Source organism: Clostridium sp. (genome assembly GCF_021443865.1).
Classification (GTDB): Bacteria; Bacillota; Clostridia; order Clostridiales; family Clostridiaceae; genus Clostridium.
The window spans coordinates 36,656-59,287 of the sequence record NZ_JABUTB010000007.1 but is presented as its reverse complement, the minus strand read 5'-3'; the positions used below and the strand labels follow the sequence as shown (position 1 = coordinate 59,287).

Annotated in this window: 18 protein-coding genes and 1 pseudogene; all 19 read right to left on the bottom strand. The window is 28.2% G+C overall.

The features are described from left to right. Nucleotides 1–2: 2 nt before the first annotated feature. Nucleotides 3–716, bottom strand: a complete 714-nt coding sequence (locus HUJ77_RS02470; protein ID WP_291706988.1) for an ABC transporter ATP-binding protein — start codon at nucleotides 714–716, stop codon at nucleotides 3–5. Then, nucleotides 703–1,467 (bottom strand): ABC transporter permease, encoded by a 765-nt coding sequence (locus HUJ77_RS02465; protein ID WP_291706987.1) that lies wholly within the window; start codon nucleotides 1,465–1,467, stop codon nucleotides 703–705. The genes HUJ77_RS02470 and HUJ77_RS02465 overlap by 14 nt, the downstream gene beginning before the upstream one ends. Before the next feature lie 223 nt (nucleotides 1,468–1,690). Continuing rightward, nucleotides 1,691–2,680: a choloylglycine hydrolase gene (bsh, locus tag HUJ77_RS02460; protein ID WP_291706986.1), complete on the bottom strand. Its 990-nt coding sequence runs from the start codon at nucleotides 2,678–2,680 to the stop codon at nucleotides 1,691–1,693. A 113-nt stretch (nucleotides 2,681–2,793) separates the two neighbouring features. Beyond that, nucleotides 2,794–3,912: an ABC transporter permease gene (locus tag HUJ77_RS02455; RefSeq protein ID WP_291706985.1), complete on the bottom strand. Its 1,119-nt coding sequence runs from the start codon at nucleotides 3,910–3,912 to the stop codon at nucleotides 2,794–2,796. Between the two features lie 15 nt (nucleotides 3,913–3,927). Continuing rightward, nucleotides 3,928–5,052 (bottom strand): ABC transporter permease, encoded by a 1,125-nt coding sequence (locus HUJ77_RS02450; protein WP_291706984.1) that lies wholly within the window; start codon nucleotides 5,050–5,052, stop codon nucleotides 3,928–3,930. Nucleotides 5,053–5,059: 7 nt separating this feature from the next. Next, nucleotides 5,060–5,989 (bottom strand): ABC transporter ATP-binding protein, encoded by a 930-nt coding sequence (locus HUJ77_RS02445; protein ID WP_291706983.1) that lies wholly within the window; start codon nucleotides 5,987–5,989, stop codon nucleotides 5,060–5,062. A gap of 3 nt (nucleotides 5,990–5,992) precedes the next feature. Continuing rightward, nucleotides 5,993–7,852 (bottom strand): FAD-dependent oxidoreductase, encoded by a 1,860-nt coding sequence (locus HUJ77_RS02440; protein WP_291706982.1) that lies wholly within the window; start codon nucleotides 7,850–7,852, stop codon nucleotides 5,993–5,995. A 119-nt stretch (nucleotides 7,853–7,971) separates the two neighbouring features. After that, on the bottom strand, nucleotides 7,972–8,763 hold the full coding sequence (locus HUJ77_RS02435) for an SDR family oxidoreductase (protein ID WP_291706981.1): 792 nt from the start codon (nucleotides 8,761–8,763) through the stop codon (nucleotides 7,972–7,974). A gap of 58 nt (nucleotides 8,764–8,821) precedes the next feature. After that, nucleotides 8,822–10,504, bottom strand: coding sequence for a GH3 auxin-responsive promoter family protein (locus HUJ77_RS02430; protein ID WP_291706980.1), 1,683 nt, complete (start codon nucleotides 10,502–10,504; stop codon nucleotides 8,822–8,824). Nucleotides 10,505–10,633: 129 nt separating this feature from the next. Further along, nucleotides 10,634–11,317 (bottom strand): pseudouridine synthase, encoded by a 684-nt coding sequence (locus HUJ77_RS02425; protein WP_291706979.1) that lies wholly within the window; start codon nucleotides 11,315–11,317, stop codon nucleotides 10,634–10,636. 127 nt (nucleotides 11,318–11,444) lie between these two features. Then, nucleotides 11,445–14,228 carry a glycoside hydrolase family 3 protein gene (locus HUJ77_RS02420; RefSeq protein WP_291706978.1) on the bottom strand — a complete coding sequence of 928 codons (2,784 nt, stop codon included), beginning with the start codon at nucleotides 14,226–14,228 and terminating at the stop codon, nucleotides 11,445–11,447. A gap of 76 nt (nucleotides 14,229–14,304) precedes the next feature. Then, nucleotides 14,305–15,129 (bottom strand): helix-turn-helix domain-containing protein, encoded by an 825-nt coding sequence (locus tag HUJ77_RS02415; RefSeq protein WP_291706977.1) that lies wholly within the window; start codon nucleotides 15,127–15,129, stop codon nucleotides 14,305–14,307. Beyond that, a complete protein-coding gene (locus HUJ77_RS02410) occupies nucleotides 15,130–15,837 on the bottom strand; it encodes a response regulator (RefSeq protein ID WP_291706976.1) in 708 nt (235 codons plus the stop codon). 406 nt (nucleotides 15,838–16,243) lie between these two features. Next, the gene (locus HUJ77_RS02405; protein WP_291706975.1) at nucleotides 16,244–17,239 is read right to left on the bottom strand and encodes an oligopeptide/dipeptide ABC transporter ATP-binding protein; all 996 of its coding nucleotides are present in this window, start codon (nucleotides 17,237–17,239) and stop codon (nucleotides 16,244–16,246) included. Nucleotides 17,240–17,242: 3 nt separating this feature from the next. Next, on the bottom strand, nucleotides 17,243–18,220 hold the full coding sequence (locus tag HUJ77_RS02400) for an ABC transporter ATP-binding protein (protein WP_291706974.1): 978 nt from the start codon (nucleotides 18,218–18,220) through the stop codon (nucleotides 17,243–17,245). After that, nucleotides 18,220–19,176 (bottom strand): ABC transporter permease, encoded by a 957-nt coding sequence (locus HUJ77_RS02395; protein ID WP_291706973.1) that lies wholly within the window; start codon nucleotides 19,174–19,176, stop codon nucleotides 18,220–18,222. Before HUJ77_RS02395 ends, HUJ77_RS02400 begins: the two co-directional genes overlap by 1 nt. A 26-nt stretch (nucleotides 19,177–19,202) precedes the next feature. Continuing rightward, nucleotides 19,203–20,192, bottom strand: a complete 990-nt coding sequence (locus HUJ77_RS02390; RefSeq protein WP_291706972.1) for an ABC transporter permease — start codon at nucleotides 20,190–20,192, stop codon at nucleotides 19,203–19,205. Between the two features lie 30 nt (nucleotides 20,193–20,222). Beyond that, on the bottom strand, nucleotides 20,223–21,938 hold the full coding sequence (locus HUJ77_RS02385; RefSeq protein ID WP_291706971.1) for an ABC transporter substrate-binding protein: 1,716 nt from the start codon (nucleotides 21,936–21,938) through the stop codon (nucleotides 20,223–20,225). Between the two features lie 316 nt (nucleotides 21,939–22,254). After that, nucleotides 22,255–22,632, bottom strand: a pseudogene (locus HUJ77_RS02380) (FliB family protein); the annotation flags it as partial.

Below are 22,632 nucleotides of genomic sequence, written 5' to 3'. Positions count from 1 at the left end.
ATTTATTCAACTTTTAAGTCATTCATTATCTGTTTTTTAATATTTAAATACTTATCACTTAATAGGTCTCTTTCTTTATTTTTATCATCCATTTCATATTGAGATTTAATTTTTCCCTTTTCTAAAACTACAATTCTATCCCCTAGAACCAATGCCTCATCTATGCTATGGGTTACAAATAAAATTGGACAATTTCTCTTATTGTGTATTTTTATTAATTCCTCTTGCATTTGTTCCCTTGTAAAGTAATCTAATGCAGAAAAAGGCTCATCCATCATTATAAAATCTGGTTCATATGCAAAAGCCCTAGCAATAGATACTCTTTGCTTCATTCCACCTGATAATTGATTTGGATATGCATTATAAAACTTTTCAAGACCTACAGTTTCTATAATTTCATTAATTTTTTCTTCATCTATATTTTTATTCTTTATCCCAAAGGTAATGTTCTTTTTAACATTTAACCATGGCATTAATCTATCTTCTTGAAATACATAGGCTTTCCTATTTACATCAGTTTCTTCTATTTTTCCTTCATCAGGTTTTATTAATCCAGCTACAATTCTTAGTAAGGTAGTTTTTCCACATCCACTTCTTCCTAAAATTACTGTAATTTTATTTTCATGTATATCTAAATTAATACTATCTAAAGCTTTTATATTTTCTTTTTCAACAGTATAAACTTTACTTACATTTACTAACTTAATCCCAGCCATTATTACCTAATCCCTTCAATGATTTACTAATTACAAAGGCAAATAATCTATCTGTCATGTAACCAACTACCCCTATTACTAAAATACCTACTATAACCTTATCTGTTCTAGACATTTGTTGAGAAAATAAAATCATATGTCCAAGACCTGTTGATGCAGCAATCATTTCAGCACTTATTATAGCTCTCCAACTATATCCAAGGCCTATTCTCATACCAACTAATATATCTGACATAGCATAGGGAATTCTTATTTTAAAAAAACTTTTAATACTTGAATATCCATAAACTTGTCCAACTTCAATAAGCTTATTATCACAACTTATAAAGCCTTTAACTGTATTTAAATATATAGGAAAAAATGATGTTAATACGATAATTGCTATCTTAGTAGTTTCTCCTATACCAAACCATAAAATTAATAGTGGTATTAAACTTAATGGTGGAATATTTTTTAAGAATTGAACAATAGTCTCGTAGTAATCAGTAGATTTAGGAAGTATAATCCTAAGCATTGATAATATAAATGCGGATATTGTTGCTATGAAGAAGCCTTTTATTACTCTTATAAAGCTTATGTATATATCTATAAATATTTCCCCAGATAGAGTCATTTTATATAAACTATCAAGTACCTTAGCTGGTGATGGTAGTATATAAGAACTTACTAAATTAAGGTTAGTTACAATTATCCATATTAAAAGCAATACTATAATTGAAATCCATGTTTTTATAATTCTTTTCTTATTCACCTATTAACACTCCGTCTCCATTATTACATCCATTATTCCAATAAAGCATCTTAAATGTCATAGACTTTTTTTACTATAGTGGACTAATTCCAAAAACTAGTATACTACAACTGATATTGAACATCAATGTTAACCCAAAAGAAGATAAATATTATATTTATTGTGATTTCTTTACTAAAGTCACCTTATATAATATTTATCTTCTTTTATTATTAAGTAAATTTTAATTCTGATAATTTATATCTTGAACTTTTAAATATTCAAATATTTTTAATTCATTACCTTCTAACTTTTCCTTTTTCATATCTATAGCATTTATTCTATTGTTATCGTAATTTTTATAATAGTAAATACATTCTTCTTGATCCATACAGGAAGAATATAGTGTTAACTCTTCTAATCCATCTTCAGTTATAACTCCACCTTTAACCATCTTAACATAATCAAGCATATGAAAAAATTGAGTAACTGCATTTATATCATTATTAATCTCTGGCATATTGGCTCTAATATACGCAATTCTTACAAATCTTGAAACTGATGCAAAATCTCCTGGTATTCCTAGTGTTCCTGCTCCCACTCCTAAAGGATTTAATTTTTGCTTGCTCCAAGTAGTATTTTTAGGAGTATTCGGAGTAATAAAGATATATTCATTTAAATTAGTTAAATGCCAATGAAAGGTGGGATTATTAGTAAGTACTCCTACAGTATTATCGTAAAAAACAAATTTATCCTTTGTTTTTTCAACAACTATAGACTTACCACTTTTATCGCTAATCATCCAATGAAGAGTTGGACAGGGCGTCTTTTCATTAATTGGAATATCTACTAATTCTATATTTTGAAGATTATTTTTAACTTCCTCTACAGTATCATAATTAGATAATACCCATTGAATAAAATCATAGGGAGGAATATTAGCCTTATCTTTACTTACTTTCTTTTCAAAATATGCATAGCCTTGAAAGTTTAAACCTGCAGCAGCTAATCCATTTTCATTCATAGCATCTGCCAGTGTAGGATGATTATCAATAACTGTTCCCATTCCAAGTATTGCACGATTATTTACTATTGTATTTCCTGTAACTATATCCTTAAATTCAAATAACCTTGGAAGCATAATAACTGATTGATTAAAGGTATAGGCTAAATCCATATTACGTCCAAAGTAGTAGTTACCTTCCTTTGAACTTATACTTAATGCTGTACACATAACTCCACCTCACATTTAAATTAGATACTTCTATTATGTCTTTAATTAACTATCCTATACTTAATTAAGAATATATTAAAGCTTCACCTATAACCTCTCTATTATTTAAAAAGTTATTGGTGAAGCTTGTATAGTTTATTTTCTAAATTTATATAACTTAAAATAAATAGACCTATTGATAAAGCTATCATATAAAAAATATAATCATAAATAGAATTTAATCCACATTGCATTTGCAAACTTTCAACAGCTTTATACACATACCTTTGTGGCAAAAAGCTTCCTATTTTTTGAATATACCTTGGCATAATTTCAAAGTCCCAAAATAGTCCTGACATCATAGAGGTTGGTATTATAATTAATATATTTACTGTACTTGCTATATATCTATTTTTAGTAAAGCTTACAATAAATAAATTTAAGGCTATAGATACTAAATTTAATAATAACATTACAGCTAAAAAGTAATTAGCATTACTCATTCCAAAATCTATCTTTAATAATCTACAAAGTATGTAATATATAGCACTGCTTATAGAAGATAATAAATAAAATACTAGCATTAAAGCCATATAATATTTTTGTGGATTTATTCCACTAACTAAAACCCTTTCCTTTGTACCATACTCTTCATCTTCAATTAAGAAATTTGCTATTGATGATCCAGTTATTAAAATCATCATTATAACTATTCCTAATGAATTTGATATAGAAGGTCTAGTATCTTCAATATTATTTAAATTATATTTAATTAAGTTTTCTTTAAATCCTTCATTATTTTCTTTAAAGCTATTTATATTCTTTTTACTTATTTTAGCTATTAGGCTTAAATTATCTACTTTTGATTTTATAATAGATGTTATTGTTGCCTTAATATCACTATTAGAAATTGATTTTAATGTAATTTCTCCCTCTTCTAAATTTATTACCTTATAAGTAAAATCTTCTTCTATTATAACTACCATTTGAATTTGGTGAGATGCCATTAAAAGTTCGTAGTTTTCATTAGTTATATTAACTATGTCCACATTTTCAATATTATTTATACTTTTTATTATTTCATTAGATAAATAATCCTTATCCTTATCTATTATTCCTACTTTATAATTAATACTATTTCCAAAAATAAAGCTAAAGAATACTATAACTAAGGAAGGTGCCACTATTGACATAATAATAAAGCTTTTTTTCTTAAATAGTATCTTTATTGTGTTAATGATTATTTTAATCAATATTAATACCTACCTTCACTTGCTTTTTATTAATGAATATGAAAATAATATTAATGATAATTCTAAACTTATTACTATTGATATAATTGGATAATTAGTTTTAATGCCTGAACTTAAACTTAATAGGGATATATTAGCCCAATAAGTTGGTGTTACTTGGCATAGTGCATTTGTAATTATATTTGATTTAATTAGTGATATTGGAAGGTATGCTCCCCCTAAAAACCCAAAAATAATTAAGAGTACATTTATTAAACTACTGGCTGTCTTATTATCCTTAAACATTAAGCTTATAGCTACTCCTAATACAGAGCTAAATATTATTAAAGATAATAAAACCATTCCTACTCCTATTAAATTTTCTCCCCAATTTATTCTCAAAATAAAGTTACTAACTAAGTAAACAATTATTACTTGAATAATACCTATAATTATTCCTAGTATAATTTTTGATATTATAATACTAAAATTACTAGCTTTAGTAACTTTTAATCTAATAAAGGTATTTTCAAAGTTTTCCCTATACATAGATACACTTGTTATCTGTGAAATATAAAGTATTATTAATACAAGTTCTGCAAAGGTATAATAGGTAAAGGAGCTTATTCCCCTACTTGATATTCCACCTTCTTTAATTTTTATCTTACTTCCTTCCTCTATAAACTCCTTTATAAAGCTCGGTTCTTCATTAGCTACCTTTTCAAAATATGAGTATCTTTCTAAAAATTTATTAAAGCTGCTTCTAAATATTTTCTGTGCTGTGTTTTCCTTTTTTTCATTTCTGTAAAAATTATAATTGCCCTCTTCTATACTTATATAAGCTAAGGCTTTGTAGTTTTTAACCTTAAGCTTACCTTCATTATCATCTGTTATTTCTATAAATTCTATCTTCATAAGCTTTTCACATTCTTCTTTAAAGTTTAAGAAGATATTTAAATACTTATTATTATCCTTTAAATCATTAACCTTGTAATAGACCTTTTGATTTTCAAATATATTTTTATCTACATTCATAAGTCCATTTAATGAAAATCCCATTATTAATATAAGAACTATTGGAAAAATAAACATTGTAACAACATTAGACTTATTTCTAAAAAAATAAACTATTTCTTTTTTTATTAAATTAATTAATATCATAGCTACCTCAATCTCTTAATTGTTTTCCTGTTAACTGTAAAAATACACTTTCTAATGTTGGTATTTCACTTCTTATACTTTCTATAATTCCATTATTATTAAATATGGTGTTCATTATATTAGGAAGGATATTAATATCTTTTGAGTAGTAACACTTTATTTCTTTATTCCTTACTTCTACTTTCTTTATGCCTTGTATTCTATTAAGTTGTTTATTTATATTATAAATTTCTCTTTTAAGATTTATAGTACATATATTTTCTTTAATAAAATTAGCTTTTAAAGCTTCTTTTGTTCCCTTAGCTATTATCTTTCCATTATCCATGATTGAAATATTATTGCAGAGTTCTTCGATTTCTTCCATATAGTGAGATGTATATATTATCGTAGTTCCTTCTTCATTTATTTTTTTAACTGATTCTAAGATATGATTTCTTGATTGCGGATCTATTCCTACAGTTGGCTCGTCCATTATTATTAACTTTGGATTATGTGCTATGGAGCATGCCATATTTAATCTTCTCTTCATTCCCCCAGAAAACTCACTAGACTTTTTATTTTGAAAATCTAAAAGACCAACAAAGTCTAAAGCCTTATTTACTCTTTTCTTTAATTCTTTTCCCTTATAGCCGTATAATGAACAAAAGAATGATACATTTTCCCTAGCTGTAAAATCACCATAGATTGCAATATCTTGAGGTAACAATCCAATATTCTTTTTATATTTATTAATATTAGTTTCTTTTTCTTCAAATATTATTTTCCCTGAAGTCATATCTTCAATACCTGAAATAATCTTTATTAAGGTACTTTTCCCTGCTCCATTTGGACCTAATAAGCCATATATTTCGCCCTTTTGTATTGATAAATCTATACCTTTAATAGCCTCTAAGTCATTATATTTTTTATGGAGATTTTCAATTTGAAGAATGTACATTTTTTATAGCTCCTCAAGCTTAGTATTTATTTCATTTATTTTAACTGCCTTAGATTTTCTATTCCTTATACAATTTTCTTCACATAATTTGCTTTCACAAGTTAAGCATGGATTAATAGTATTAAACTTTAATATTCTTTTTGCTCCATAAAAGTTTCCTACTGCAACTCTTCTATTTATATCTCTTATGGAAATCTTATATGGACATTTTCTTTCACATAAAGGCTTTTCACAAAATTCACATTCTAAAGCTAGTTTTGCAACCTTGTCCTCTTTTTCATTTTTCCCTATTTTAACTTGACTATATTGAAATGGCTTTTTAACTATATTTACATAGTTTTTCATTCCTTCTTTATATTCAAATTCCTCTAACTTTAAGTCTCTTAATATAAGATTTGCAGCACTTATTCCTGATATAGTAACTGCTGGAGTTCCTGTTCCCATAACAGTCGATTCTCCACAATTATAAAGGTTTTTAATATGGCTTTGTGTCTTTAATCTCTTAAGCATGTGTTGTCCTAATTTTTGTTTAGGTCCTGCTACACTTCCACCCTCTTTTAAGACATATCTATTTAAGGTGGTTGGAGTGCTTATTTCTACATGACATAGACCTTCTTTAAATCCAGGGAATCTTTTTTCTAATACATTTAGCATTCTATTTTTCTCTATTTCCTTCATGCCTTTGTATTCTTCTGTTTTATAGTTATTTTTAAAGCCCTTTGGCCATATTCTAAAGGAAGGTCCTATAGCCATAATTGTATGATACTCTTCATTACAAAGGGTTTTATCATCTATACTTAAAATATATACAGTAATTTCACCTTCATCTAATCTATCTTTATCAGCAATTAGCATTTCAATTGGCAATGTCCCCTTTGGAATAACTTCTTTTTTCACAAGAGCAAATATTACTACTGATGGATATGATGGCTCTAAATTATTTACTAAGCTTTTAATTTCTATAGTAGTATCATACTTCAATAGCTTATTATATAAGTTCCAGACATTACCTGAATTTATAATATATTTAGCACTTAATAATTCCCCATTATCTATCTGTACTTTTGTAGCTGTGTTATTTTCCACTATTATTTTCTCTACTTCTCTGTTATATATGATTTCTCCCTTATGCTCTTCTATTACCTTTTCAAGCTTACCAACTAAATTTAATGTGGAGCCTGCTGGATAATAACTACCACCAAAATGATTATCTACAAACATAATGGAAGATAATATTGCTGGTGTTTCTTTAACATTTGTATAACAGTATGTAGAGGTTAACTTATCAAATAAATTAAATACCTCTGGATCTTTAAAATATTTTTTTAAAATACTTTCTGTATTTTTGTTCATATATCCTAAAAACCTAATGTATTCAATTGGATGTTTTAATAAAGATTTTAATCCCTTTTCTTTTTTCATTGCATCTGGTGTTGTGAACTTTGGATCTTCTGCTATTATCTTTAAATATCTCTTTGATAAATCACTATAAAATCTTTTAAAGTTCTCTCTTTCTTTTGGAAATACCTTTACTAATTCTTCAATAAACTTATCTATATCTTCATGAAAAATTATTCTATGTTCTCCAAAATTAATAGCATATAACGCATCATGCTTTAATATATCTATTGGCTCTTCTAGAGCATTAAAAACAAACCTATGAGGACTAAAACCTTTATCATTAAATCCATATATCATTGCTGCACCTTGCTCAAATACAACATCTCCTCTTTTGAAAATACCACAAGAACCACCAGGTTTATATTGAGCTTCCACTAGGCAAACCTTTAAATTTCTTTTTGCTAATAAAGCTGCTGCTGTAAGTCCTGATAATCCAGCTCCTATAATAATTACATCATACATAATATATTCCGCCTTAATTTATAATTAATTATTCTATTAATAATCTTATTCGTAAGCTTTAGAAAATATTAAATATAATATAAAAGTATAGTAAATTTATTCTTTATTAATTTTTATATCTATTTTAAAAGCTCTCTCTTCTTAAAAGGAGACATCATAAATCTTTTAGCTGATTTCATATTTGTAAGCCAAACTATATGGGCATCCTGCTTTTTATTACTAATAATTTTAGGAACTAAAAATTCAGCTACTGTTTCTGGTTTATCTGCAAGAGTATTAAAAATCTTTCTAAATTTATCATCTTCTACAACAGAAGAAGGCTCACCAGTAGGTGATTTTGTAATAAAATCAGTAAGCATCATTCCAGGTGATAGTCTTCCTACCTTAATAGCAGAATCCTTTAATTCCTTAGCTAATGCCTTTGTAAAATAAGTAAGTGCACGTTTGGAAGTACCATATAGAATAGTTTGTTCAATAATAATATCATTTGAACCTAAGCCTTCCATATTCCATATTTGACCATGCCCCTGCTTAATCATATTTTCCACAGCAATTTTACACCCATACATAATACCTTTAATATTGGTATCTACAACTGCATCAATATACTCATCTGGTGTATCCCAAAGAAATTCACGAGGAGAATTTTGCCCTGCATTGTTAATCCAAATATCTACACAGCCCCATTTATCAACTGATTTTGCCCATAAATTTCTAAGCTCTTCTTTATTTGTAACATTACAAGGAATATAAGTATATTTATACTCAAACCCCTTAAGCTTTTCCCTTGTACTATTAAATGATTCAGGCTTTGAGCCAGAAATAGTTACATTACACCCAAGTTCTAAAAATTTCTTAGCCATTTCAAAACCTAACCCACGAGTACTTCCTGTTATTACTACATTCTTCATTTTAAAAACCCCTTCGCCCTTTTAATTTGGTATATATTATAAATATTACCTATAATATCTAATAATACACCTTATTTCCTTCAATTACTTGTAGAATATTTTTATTTGTAGTAACTACTCTTGGTATTTTAATTTGATTTTTTGAAATTCCCTTTTTAAATAGAAACTCCTTAACTTTATTAAAGGTTCCCTCTTCCACTATTATTATCTTAGGCATAGCTAGTCCATTTTTATTTCTAAATCTGTTATAGGCTAAATTACAATTTCTAAGCTCTTTATCTAAGGTGATTTCCATCTTCCTAACATCATCTTTTGAAATCTTTCCTTTAACTTCAAAGTAAAATTTATATCTGCCTGGGGTTATTAAATTATCTGTTACTGTAGTGTAATCTACTAAATTAATATTAAGCTTATTCTTTGTATTTTTAATGGCATTTGTTAAATGTTCCTCTGTGGTTTTTTCTGATACCATGTTTAATACTTGATTTCTTCTGTATAAAAATTCTATTTCTGGTGAATTATTGTAAAAACCTACTACCTTAACTACATCTCCTAATCTATATCTATAAAGTCCTGCATAGGTGGTAATAACTATTTCGTAGCTTTCTCCTATTTCTAATTCCTCAGAGGAAAGAGTTCTAGGTTCCTTTTTATCAACCTCCTCTGCTGGTATAAACTCATAAAAAATTGTATCTGGTATTATTACATATCTCATCTTAAGAACATATGGATTTATACCCATAGTTCCTTCTGATGCTGCATAACAAGGAGAATATATAGGGATATTTCCAGAATAGTAATCAACTACATCATTATAAATTGAAAAATTTGCTCCTGTAACAGAAGCAATATATTGAAGTTTTGGCCATACTCTTTTACAAATTCCATTAAAGCCCTTCTTAAATTCTCTTTCTAATTCCTCTGCTCTAGCTGCATTTGGTGATAAATATTTATTTAAAGTCTTTCTAGTTTCTTCATCAATATTTAGTGTTTTGCTTAATCTTCCCTTTCTTATATCCTTAACTAAATCATCTGAATTCTTTTCCATAACTCTTAATAAATCTAGAACATTTGAAATAAATACTGCAGATATGAATAATAAATTCTTTTCTAATAATCCAAAGAGTATATGCAAATAAAGAGATACTTCCTTGTCTTTAATGCTCATAACTTCATAGGGTGAAGTATATAAATAAGGCAAAAAGTTTTTAATACTGTTTATCCCTCCAGATGTAGCTGAACAAATAGGAGTTCCCCCTTTTGTATAAGTACTCATAACAACATCAGCTATCATTAATCCTCTTCCGTAATTCCAATTATCTTTAAAGATATTATATGCATATTTATTTATTAATAATGCCATATATTTTGAAGCTTTAAGCCTACTTTCCTTTGTTACAGGAATTAATTTTTGCTTACCTGTAGTTCCTGAAGTATGCCCAAAATATTCAACTTTTTTTGTTATTAAAATATTTTTCTCTCCACTTGCCATACGTTCAATATAATTTTCATAAAAAGAGTATTCTGTTAATGGTAGCTTTGACTTATAATCCTCTATTGAAAGTATTTCTTTAAACTTATGTTTTTTACCTATTTCACTACTAGCGTTTTTCTTTAAAATATTAAATAGTACATCATTGTTTACTTTCTTAAAGTTTTTAGTTTGCTTATTAAAATTCTTTTCTAATATTCCTCCACAACCAATCATTGTCCTATAAAGAGCTTTGCTTACAATGGACATATTTCTACACATCCTATGATTATTTTCCATAGATATTATATGAAAGCCACAAAAAAATGCTATTAAAGTATACCAATTAAAAAGTCTTATTTTATGTAAAAAAATAAGCTAGTATAACTTTTGGTAATACTAGCTTATTTCCATTAAACTTTCTATTTCTTCTTTAGTTAACTCTCTCCAGTTTCCAACTTCTATTCCCTCTAAAAGTACACTGACTATCCTTATTCTTTCTAATTTAATAACATTATACCCAAAGACCTTACACATTCTTCTTATTTGTCTATTTAAGCCTTGAGTTAATATTATGTTAAATGTATTATCATTTATTCTTGTTACCTTACAAGGTCTTGTAACTGTATCTAATATATTAACTCCCTTTGACATATTATAAATAAACTCATCATCAAAATTCTTATCTAATGTCACTGTATATTCTTTTTCATGATAACTTTCTGAAGATAATATTTTATTAGCAACATCCCCATCATTAGTCATTAATATAAGTCCCTCTGAATCCTTATCTAGACGACCAACTGGAAAAACATAATCCTTATAATTAAGAAAATCAATTATATTATCCTTTACTTCTCTTGATGAAGTGCAAACTATTCCCCTAGGTTTATTTAAGGCTATATATACCCTATCCTTTTGTTTAACTTTTTCTCCATCTAATAATATATAATCAGTTTCTTCCACCCATTGACCTTGCTCGCATAGCTTTCCATTAACAATTATTCTTTTATCCTCAATTAATCTACTTACTTCTTTTCTTGAGCAATATCCATAGTTGCTTAATAGTTTATTTATTCTCAAAGTAAAATATCCTTCCTATTTGTAAAAATTATAATATATATTTTTATCCTATTAATAATACTATAACTAAAATAACAGAGTCAATTTATTAGACTCTGTTATAATTTTAAAATTTTATTTCAATTTATTAAAAATTAATCTTAACTTTTTCTTTAAGAGTAATAGTAATATTATCTATCTCTAAGCCATTTGCTCCAAAATACAACTTAATATAGTGATTATTTCCGAAAATAAATCCTAAATCTCTAGTTTCTGTAACGAACTCTCCTTCTGTTCCTCTAATAGTAATAGTATATTTTAAAGCATTATCATAATAAATAGATAAAGGTAATTGTGCTAGTGTACCTTGATCTGATTTCATTTTTATTGAAATGTCATATACTCCATATTCATTAACAGAAATACCAAAAATCTCTGAATTGCCTTTACTACGTTTAAATACTTTTCCATCAATAACAATATTATTAGTTTCTTTATCAGCTTTATAATAAACTATATTTTCTATTGCAAAATCATCTTCATCTTTTTCATTAATTTCATTTAATTCTTCTTTACTAATAAGATTTAGTTCATGTAGAATTGCTGGTGACTTCATTATAAAGTTTAAAATATTTTTTGCATTTCTTTGTAAGTCACTTCTCTTTAAATCACCATTTTCTAAAGCCTCTTTAACATTATCATTTTCAGGATTTAATTTTGAATCTGATACACACATATATAAATCATTTTGTGCCATTACCATAGGGTACTTATTTTCCTTTGTAGCCTTTGCGCCTTCTATATTTGATTTAGCCCACCAATCTGACATTACTATGCCATCAAAGCCCCACTCTTTTCTAAGTATTGTTGTACATAAATCATAATTTCCAGCAGTCCAAATACCATTTACTGGCCCATAACTAGTCATAACAGAACGTAAATTACCTTCTTTCACAACTATTTCAAATCCTTTTAAATAAATTTCACGAAGAGCTCTTTCTGATACTATTGAATCAGCATAGTGTCTAGACACTTCTTGGTTATTAGCACAGAAATGCTTAACAGTTGGAGAAACACCTTGTGATTGCATACCATTTACTTGAGCTAAACTTATTTTTCCTGTTAATAATGGATCTTCTGAAATATATTCAAAATTACGTCCATTTAGTGGGTTTCTATGGATATTCATTCCTGGTCCTAAAAGAGAATCTATCTTATTTTTTCTCATCTCTTTTCCTGTCATTTCATAAAGTTCTTCTACTAATTCCATATTAAAGGTGCAACCTAAAGCTGTTCCATTTGGCAGTGAGCAGGCTTTTGTTCCACAATCCATACGTATTCCTGAAGGTCCATCAGCACAACATGCAAGTGGTATTCCAAAACCTCTTAGTTCATCTGTAACTCCACCAAAGGCAGCTGCTGTTCCTGGTGTAACCTTAGGACTGCACATTCCCTCTCCTCTAAAGATATGAATTAAATCATCATCACTTAATTGAGCAACAAAATCATTTATATCTATCTTTTTATTAAATACATCTTCAAGTTTGTAACCCTTATCTCCAGTATACGGAATTTCCTCTTCTCTTCTTTCTTCCATTCTTTTATATGGATTTATAGTTCTTGTAGGAACATCTTCCATTATAGTCTTAGGACTTCCATCTTCATTAAGAGTTAATTTAAATCTTTCAAAGGAAGCAGTAGGTGCACATGCTTCTTCTAACTTTTCTAACACAGTAAATTCTTCATTATATTCTCCAGATATTTTTGCACTTCTAACATCTGAACCAATATAAACCTTGTAACAACCTTCTTCTAATACATAACATGACTTATATCCAGTTATTCCAGTATCATCATAAGAAGCCATATAATATTTAGGAATTTTTATTTCCAATTTTTTGGTCCCCTGGGGATTAATTATATTAGTTTTTGCAAAGCCAACTAAGGCTCTTAATGGTTTTCCAAGTTTTCCTTGTGGTGCTTCTATATATACTTGTACAACTTCTTTTCCAGATAGATTTCCTGTATTATTTACAGTTGCTTCAACTATCACTTCTTCCCTTGTTACCTTTAAAATTTTCCCTTTAACATCAAAGTTAGTGTAAGATAATCCATATCCAAAGGGATACATAACTTTATCCTTTGCAAAAGTTTCAAAGTAACGATATCCTAAATAGATATCTTCTTTATAATAATTTCTATCTATGTCTCCAAAATTTTCAGTTGATGGGTAATCTTCAATATTTCTTGCAATAGTATCTGTTAATTTTCCACATGGATTTACCTTTCCTGTTAAAACATCAACAACAGCATTTCCTCCTTCTTGTCCTCCTTGCCATACATAAAGAACAGAGGATGGATTATATTTATCTACCCATTTCATATCTATAATATTACCAACATTTAAAATTACAGTTGTTCTTTTAAATGTCTTAGTAACTTTTTCAATCATAATTTCTTCTTCTTCAGTTAAAAGATAGCTTCCTGGCTCATTCTTGCTATCTTGATCTTCGCCTGCAGTACGACCTATTATAACTAATGCAATATCTGCATTAGATGCAGCTTGTACTACTGAATCTTCAAGCTTCATTTCCTTTTGAGACCAAGGTACATTTCCCCAGCCCTTGCCTTCATCATAAGGATTTTCTTTAATCCATTCCTCATATACTTTTAGTAATTCTTCATCTAAAGTAATATCTTTATTATCTCTTAGAGCATCTAAAATGCTAACTACATATCTTGTATTTACAAGACCCCCTGAACCAAGTCCACTTTTATAATAATTAAAAGCAATTCTTCCAAATACAGCTACCTTATCATTATTTCTAAGGGGAAGAGCATTATCATCATTTTTTAATAGGACGCAACCTTCAGCTCCTACCTTCCTTATAATACTTGCATAATTTTCTAAATCTAATGTATATTGTCCCATATTATCCTCCAGTAAATATATTTTTTCTCAATGCAACTTTTTTAATTTATTAATAAATATTTAGGTAGTATTTTATTTACTTTATTTTCTTATAATTTAAAGGGCTTATACCTACATACTTTTTAAATTTATAATAAAAATAATCAATATTTTTATAACCTACCTTTTCACAGACTTCATATACTTTAAATTTATCCTCAAGAAGCAATTTTTTAGCCTCTTCTATTCTTACATTATCTAAATAAGTATTAAAGCTTGTACCTGTAGTATCTTTAAATAATTTACCTAAGTAAGAGCTATTATAATTAAACATTTTTGCTAAATCCTCTAATTTTAAATCACTATAATATTTATTATCTACATATTTAATTATTCTATTAATGCCTTTCCCCTTAAAGTTCCTTGCCACATATTTTGAAATATTTAAGAATTTCTCTATTAAAAACTTAATAACTTCATTTAAGCTATTTTTACTATAAATTTCTTCAATAACTATTTTATTATCCATATCTGGGGTTTCTTTCACATTATAGTTTGATATAATATTATCTTTTAATTGAATATAGTAAGTAATTAGTAGCGCCTTTATTTGCTCTTCTTTATAATTCTTTTCTAATATAATTTTTTCCAATAATGAAAAGCTTTTCTTTATTTCCTCTACTTCACCTATTTCTATATATCTATATAAATTATTAATTATTTGTTCTTCAGTAATTGAGTTGTTAATAGTATTCTTTATCTTATTCTTATAAATAATCCCTTGATTAAGATATAAATACTTCTTATCCATTAAATCCTTAGCACTTTCATATGAGTAATTAATTTTATTAATATTACTAACTTCATCTCCTATTGTAATAAAAAGCTTTTCTTTCAGCTCTTTTTCAATTTGTATTGTCATTTATATTATTTGTATTTTCATTTTTTTCAATAATGAATTAATGGACTCAATACTTTTGTCATAAAATATTATTGCAACTCTATTTTTCACTCTAAAAACATTAGTATTATTTCCACTTAAATTCTCTTCAACTGCCTTTTTTAAATCAATTATATTGTCACTATCTAATTTCTCTTTATCATTAGATATCAATGCAACATATAAGCTTTTATTATTTATAGAATTTAAGATTTCCCTTGCTTCTTCTAAATAATTATTTAAGCAAAGCCTTACTAAAGCATATTCTTTTATTAATTCAAGCTCACACTCAACATTTGTATTCAAATTTATTTTATAAAAAATTTCTTTCTTTACTTCATTAACAATTTCAAGTAACTCATCTTTATCTATAGGTTTTAATAAGTAGGATTTTGCTCCATATCTCATTGCATTTTTTAAGTAATTAAATTCAGAGTACTCGCTTACTATTATAAATTTTCCTGAAACCCCTTTTTTCTTTGCATCTCTTATAACATCTAATCCGGATTTCCCTTGCATTTTTATATCCATTACTATTAAATCTGGCTTTAAATTAAAAATCTTTTCATAAGTATCATAACCATCAGTGCCTTCTCCACATATAATAAATCCACATTCATTCCAATTAATAATATTTTTTAATTCTTCTCTTACATTAGGTTTATCATCTGCTATAAGTACCTTTAGCATATTATTGCCCCCTCTCATCGTAAAAAATAATAAAACCCTTGTCCCTATACTATATTCAATTTTCACTTTAATTCCATAACTATTATTCCTTATATACCCTTTTAAAATTTTCCTTTAATTTACCATATTACTATTATATAATTTCTACCACTACCTTTAAATATATATAATGTAATATTTATGTAATTATCTTGCTTAATAATTAGTATAAGTTTCCTAAAAAATAAATCCCAGAGTTATACCTCTAGGATTTATAGTAATAAAAAATTCCTTTAATATAGTGTTCCTTCTAGCATTGTAAAAACTATATTAATTTAGTTCTTTATAACCTTTCATATAAATTTTATATATCTATTGATAAAACCCTATATTTTTTATATTGCTATTATAAGAAAAATCCAATTAACTAACTATGGATACATCTAATAAATTGTCCAGGTGAAACTTCTCTAGCTTCTGGGAACTTACTTTCACAAATCTCCTGTGCTACTGGACATCTAGTTCTAAATGGGCATCCTTTACTTTCAGGTGTCCACTGTCTTATTTCTGTATCTTTATCTCTTACAACAGGTAATTCCATTACCCCATCTCTTTCAGGATCTGGAGCTGCTGCTACAAGAAGCTTAGTATATGGATGTTTTGGATTGCAGATTACTTTATCTACATCGCCCCATTCCACCATATGTCCTGCATATAAAACTATTATTCTATCTGCAAAATATCTTGCTGTTGCAATATCATGAGTAATATATACAAAAGATTTTTTCATTTCTTTTTTTAACTTATTTAATAAATTTAAAACTCCAAGTCTTATAGATACATCAAGCATTGATGTAGGTTCATCTGCAAAAATCACATCTGCTCCCACTGCTAATACTCTTGCAATATAAGCTCTTTGCTTTTGTCCACCTGAAAGTTGATGGGGGAATTTTTCCCCTTGATCCTTAGGTGGAGTTAATCCAACCATTGTTAAGTATTCATCCATCTTTTTATGCATTGTTTCTTCATCAGAAGGATGATAAAGCTCTAATGGTCTTTTAAGATGATAATATATATTGTGCAAAGGATTTAAAGATGAAAAAGGATCTTGGAAAATCATTTGAGACTTTTGTCTATAATTTTTAAGTTTTTCACCTTTTAAATCATGAATATTTTCATTATCAAAATACATTGCTCCAGAACTTGGTTCATAGAATTTCATAGCAATTCTACATATTGTAGATTTTCCACAACCAGATTCTCCAACTATTGCTAAAGATTCTCCAGGATATAAGTCAAAAGATATGTCATTTAAAGCACGAATAGTACCTTTCTTTGAAAAAAAGCTTTTCTTAGCAACTTTAAAATCCATTGTAACGTTTTTCACACTAAATATTGGTTGTACTAATTCTTTTTCTTCCATATCTTATCCTATCTCCTTTACCAGTTCTAATGGATTATGACAAAAGAAGAATTCATCATCTTTTGAACTTCTTTTTGGTTCTTCTTCAAAGCATATTTTAGTTGCTTTGAAACACCTATCTTGGAATCTACATCCTTTAGGAATGCAGCTTAAATTTAATGGTGAACCTGGAATCCCTTCCATATATTCTATTTCACCTTGCAATGAAGGGAATGAATTCTTTAATCCATAGGCATATGGATGTTGTGGATTCTTTAATATTTTCTTTGAAGATGCTTGTTCAACAATTTTTCCTGCATACATTATTGCTACTGTATCACAGAATTCCATCATTAAACTAATATCATGAGTGATAAATAAAATTGAAAAATTAAATTTTTCTTTTAACTCATAAATTTTTTGAAGTATTTCTCTTTGAACTACAGTGTCTAATGCTGTAGTAGGTTCATCTAATATAAGTAATCTTGGATTTAAAGCTAGTGCCATAGCGATTACAGCACGCTGTCTCATTCCACCTGAAAATTGATGTGGATAATCTCCTAAACGATTTGCTGGAATACCTACTATTTCTAGAAGCTCTTCTGCCATCTTTCTTGCTTCCTTTTTATTTTTAGTTATTCCATGAGTTTTATAAAGTTCAAAAAATTGATTTTCAAGAGTAGCTACTGGATTTAAACAGTTCATAGCTGATTGGAACACCATACTTATTTTATTCCATCTAAATTCTTGCAATTGATATTCAGGTAAGGATAAAATATCTTTTCCATCCATTTTTATTGTTCCACCAGTAATAAGTGCTGGAGGTCTGTGTAATCTCATTAATGAATAAGCAATAGTACTTTTACCACAACCTGACTCTCCTGCTAGGCCTAGGCTTTTTCCTTCTTCAATAACAAAGCTTACGTTATCTACTGCTCTTATATGTCCTTTTTCTGTTATATAATCAACACAAAGATTTTCAACTTCAAGTATTGCTCCCATTAATTCACGCCTCCTTCACTAGTAGTAGTTCCTGAAAATTCTTTCTTTAATAATCTTTCTTGTTTCTTCTTTTCTTTATAGTATTTTCTCATAATTCTTTGAGCTCTTAATTTGGGATTAGATACCTCATCAATGGAGAAATTAATTAGTGTAAGTCCTGCTCCAAATAATATTACAAATACACTTGGTCCAAGTACTTCCCACCATACTCCACTATTTAAAGCACCAGTACTTTGGGCATTATTTAACATTTGTCCCCAAGTTACTGACATTCTATCACCAAAACCTATAAATTCAATAAATGATTGTGCCATAATAGCATATATTATTGTTCCTATAAACCCTGAAGTTATCATTGATAACATATTAGGCATTATTTCTACAAATAATATACGTATTTTAGATTCACCTAAAGTTTCAGCTGATTTTACAAACTCTCTATTTCTTAAACTCATAGTTTGTGCTCTATAAACACGAGCTCCCCATGGCCAAGAAGTAAGACCTATTATAATTCCAATTGCCATAGGAGAAATTTTCCCTATCATTGATGCAATTATTAATAGTAATACTGTTTGTGGAATAACCATAATTATATTTATTGTAGTTGTTATACCATTATCTACTACTCCACCAAAATAACCAGCTGTAATTCCAATTATTAAGCTTAGAATAACTGCTATTGTCCCTGCAAAAATCCCAACTGATATGGATACTCTTCCACCATATAAAGTTTGAGCCCACACATCTTTACCTGCTTGTGTGGTTCCAAGAATATGCTGAGATGATGGTGGTACACGCCATAATCCATCAAAGGTTTGCATAGACTCATATGGTGTAAATAGGTTAGCTCCAAGAGTTAAGACTAATACAATAAATATTAATACTAACCCAACAGTAGTTTTAGGAGACTCTTTCAAAAAATTAACTATTTTAGAATTAAATAATTTCTTTCCCATATTACAACCTCATACTTTCCTTATAATTATTCTCCTGATTGTCTTCTAATTCTTGGATCAAGAATAAAAACACTTATATCTGCAATAAAATTAGCTGACAACATCAAAATTGTAGTCATAAGCAAAATACCTTGCATTAATGGGTAGTCTCTACCATTAATAGCTTGAATCATTAACTTTCCTAATCCTGGATAGTTAAATATATTTTCAATAAGTAATTGTCCACCAAGTAAAAATCCAACTGACATTGCAAATGAAGTTACCACTGGTAGCATAGCATTTCTTGCACAGTACTTAAGCATAATCTTTTTATCAGGAACGCCTTTTGCAACTCCCATAACTATATAATCTTCACCTAATTGATTTATCATATTAGCTCTCATACCCATTATTCCACCGAAACTACTTAAAATAATTGCAGTTACTGGTAAGAAGGCATGATAGGCAACATCCTTAACATATGCAAAACCCTTTGCATATAATAAAGGCGTTATTGCATAGCCTTTAGGGAAAATCCCACTATAAGCCAATGTATAACTTAAAGTTAATGCAATAATTACAGCAGGAATATTTGCCATAATTTGTCCCCCAACTGTTAATGTTGTATCTAATCTACTTCCTCTTCTCCATGCAACAAATATACCTAAAGCCGTATTAATAATAAATGATAATATTAATGCTGTTCCACATAAAAATACTGTCCACCCTAATGGTCTTTTTATTACGTCAGTTACTGCATATAGGTTATTTGTAAAAGAAACTCCCCAATCACCTTTTAATATATCAACGAAATTTTTAAAATAAGTTACTATTAAAGGCTCATTGCTGTTAATTCCAAACATTTTTTCAATAGCTGCTATAGTGGCTGGATCTATTTTACCACCTTGTTGTGCAAGCTCTCCTAATCTCATTTGGACTGGGTCTCCTGGCATAAGACGAGGAAGAAAGAAGTTTAACGTAAATGCTCCGATAAAGGCCATAAAATAAAACCCTAATCGTTTCAAAATATATTTCATCTTTCTCCTCCTCTAACATTAATTAATAATTTATTTTACTGGTTCTAATTCCATTAATTGTAGTATCTTAGAATCGTGTATACAGTTAGATGGATCTGGACCCTTACCTTCTTCTGTTGTCCATCCTGTGAATCTAGCATCATTATAAATATTCCACTTACCATTGAATAAGATTGGTACACTAATCATATTTTCAGCAAAGAATTTTTCAACAGTTTCTACTATTTCAGCTTGTCTTGCGTCATTTGCTGTTGGTAATTCTTCTATTAAAGCTGTCATTTCATCATTCTTATAGTTATTTTGACAAGTTGACCACCAAGTACTTGTTAAGAATCTTGATTGATCTCCAATTGTGTCAAAATAATACTTCCAAATGTTTGTGTTTTGTCCATAAGCTGTATATAACATATCAAATTCACCAGTTCCCCAAGCTTCTGTAACAACTCCAAGTTCCTTAGGTGCATTTGTAGCATTTATACCAATTTTTTGTAAGTTTTCTGCAACTATTTGTGCTCCTGCATTCCAATCTGACCATCCTGCAGGGGAGATTATATCAAATTTGATTGGAGTTCCATCTGGATTATCTCTGAACTTATCTCCATCTTTATCCACAAAACCTGCTGCATCAAGAACTTTTGCTGCTTCAGTTAAATCAAATTTAGTATATGGATCTGAAAGTGCTTTTGCATCTTTATTTATATAGCCTGATAACATTGGTGGTAATCCAGTAACAGTTGGTATTTCTTCACTTAAATAACCAAATGCTGCAGATTTATTAATAGTATTTCTATCTGTTGCTAAAGATACAGCTCTTCTAAAGTCTACTGATTCAAAAGCCTTCTTATTGTTTTCATTTTTAGTCATATAGTTAAAGCTTAATCTTATAGCATCATTTCTACCATACCAATATTTCTTATGAGCATCGCCTTTTACATAAGTGTTTTCAATGTCTGGAATCATAATATATGCCCAGTCAATATTTCCTTCTTCCAATAATGCTAAAGCAGCATCATTTCCATCAAATTGTGGTATTCTTAATTCATCTACTTTTAAGTCATCAGCTTTCCAATAGTTTTGATTTTTACCTAAAACAACCATTTCAGGAGTATAATCTTTTACTTCTGAGAAAGATCCTGTAACAACTGGATTATCTATTATTGCTGTAGCTGGATCAGAAATTTTAGAGAATACATGCTCTGGAATCACCCAAGTTTGGAAAAATATATCTTTTCTGCTAAATACGTTAGGCTTTGACATTACAAATTTAACTGTATGATCATCTACCTTTTCAACTGATTGTAGCTTTGGACTATCTCCATGCCAGTTACCAGTTGTATCAATTTCTGGATTGTCCTTTGAATAAGTGTATGTGAATACAACGTCATCAGCATTAAATTCTTCACCATCGCTCCACTTAACGTCTTTTCTTACTTTTACTATGATAGTTTTGTTATCTGCTTCGCTTACTATATCTTCAGCTAACCACATTGTTTCTTTTCCACCATTATTGGCATCAAAAATAACTAATGGCTCGTACATAAATCCTTGAATAAATTGAGTTGGTTTGTTATATGGGTTAAAGTTTCTTACCCATCCTTGTGAGGATTCTTGTAAAATTGTTAAAGCTGCTGGTTTTGTATTTTCTTCAGTTTTACCACTGTCTCCTCCATTTGATTTACAGCCTATTAATAGACTTGTAGCAACAACTACTGTACAAATAAGGCTAATGATTTTTTTGACTTTCATAATCTCTTCCCCCTAAATAGTTTTTGTAATTATCTTTTATACCATTTTTAGATTTAATAGTATACCTTTACATCGACTTATAATATAACTTAATCGATTTCATTTAATACTACTCTATCTAGCTAAATTCTATATCAAATTCTTTTATAAAAATACCCTAAAAATTCAAGATATTTTCCTCTATAAATTCTAGCTTTTTTATTAATATAAGCAAAAAAATATTAGTGAGGTTTTTAATTCCCCACCAATTAATTAATATTTGTCTTCAGTTTTAATTGTATATTTAGCAAAAGCATAAGCTAAGAATTTTCCCTGCCTATAAAAGAACTTTAGCAAATTCCATATTATCAAATTCATTTTCTTTTATATACTCTAATGAATCAATTAAATAACTATTATGATGCTCTATAGTTTTAGAGAAAACTTGAATAAAATCAACTATGCTTTCTTTACTTTCCTGTTTATTATAAAGATATTTACCAACTAAATAAAATCTAATAAATGAATATCTAGTTAAAAGCAAAATATACCCATCAAATATTGATTCAGATTCAGAAAATGGAAAAATATTGTTGTACATAAAATTTACTAAGTAATTTTCAAAAATATAGCTATACTTTGCTATAAACTTTTCATTATATTCTTCAAAGGTATTTATATATTGTTCTCTAAGCTCTTTACTTATTTCTTCACT

Excerpts from the sequence above, each read along its gene's own strand:
- HUJ77_RS02420 (WP_291706978.1), bottom strand. The coding sequence starts at position 14,228 with ATGGGACAATATACATTAGATTTAGAAAATTATGCAAGTATTATAAGG.
- HUJ77_RS02435 (WP_291706981.1), bottom strand. The coding sequence starts at position 8,763 with ATGAAGAATGTAGTAATAACAGGAAGTACTCGTGGGTTAGGTTTTGAA.
- bsh (WP_291706986.1), bottom strand. The coding sequence starts at position 2,680 with ATGTGTACAGCATTAAGTATAAGTTCAAAGGAAGGTAACTACTACTTT.
- HUJ77_RS02395 (WP_291706973.1), bottom strand. The coding sequence starts at position 19,176 with ATGGGAAAGAAATTATTTAATTCTAAAATAGTTAATTTTTTGAAAGAG.
- HUJ77_RS02470 (WP_291706988.1), bottom strand. The coding sequence starts at position 716 with ATGGCTGGGATTAAGTTAGTAAATGTAAGTAAAGTTTATACTGTTGAA.
- HUJ77_RS02410 (WP_291706976.1), bottom strand. The coding sequence starts at position 15,837 with ATGCTAAAGGTACTTATAGCAGATGATAAACCTAATGTAAGAGAAGAA.
- HUJ77_RS02400 (WP_291706974.1), bottom strand. The coding sequence starts at position 18,220 with ATGGGAGCAATACTTGAAGTTGAAAATCTTTGTGTTGATTATATAACA.
- HUJ77_RS02405 (WP_291706975.1), bottom strand. The coding sequence starts at position 17,239 with ATGGAAGAAAAAGAATTAGTACAACCAATATTTAGTGTGAAAAACGTT.
- HUJ77_RS02430 (WP_291706980.1), bottom strand. The coding sequence starts at position 10,504 with ATGTCCATTGTAAGCAAAGCTCTTTATAGGACAATGATTGGTTGTGGA.
- HUJ77_RS02440 (WP_291706982.1), bottom strand. The coding sequence starts at position 7,852 with ATGTATGATGTAATTATTATAGGAGCTGGATTATCAGGACTTACAGCA.
- HUJ77_RS02415 (WP_291706977.1), bottom strand. The coding sequence starts at position 15,129 with ATGACAATACAAATTGAAAAAGAGCTGAAAGAAAAGCTTTTTATTACA.
- HUJ77_RS02390 (WP_291706972.1), bottom strand. The coding sequence starts at position 20,192 with ATGAAATATATTTTGAAACGATTAGGGTTTTATTTTATGGCCTTTATC.
- HUJ77_RS02450 (WP_291706984.1), bottom strand. The coding sequence starts at position 5,052 with ATGATATTAATTAATTTAATAAAAAAAGAAATAGTTTATTTTTTTAGA.
- HUJ77_RS02445 (WP_291706983.1), bottom strand. The coding sequence starts at position 5,989 with ATGTACATTCTTCAAATTGAAAATCTCCATAAAAAATATAATGACTTA.
- HUJ77_RS02385 (WP_291706971.1), bottom strand. The coding sequence starts at position 21,938 with ATGAAAGTCAAAAAAATCATTAGCCTTATTTGTACAGTAGTTGTTGCT.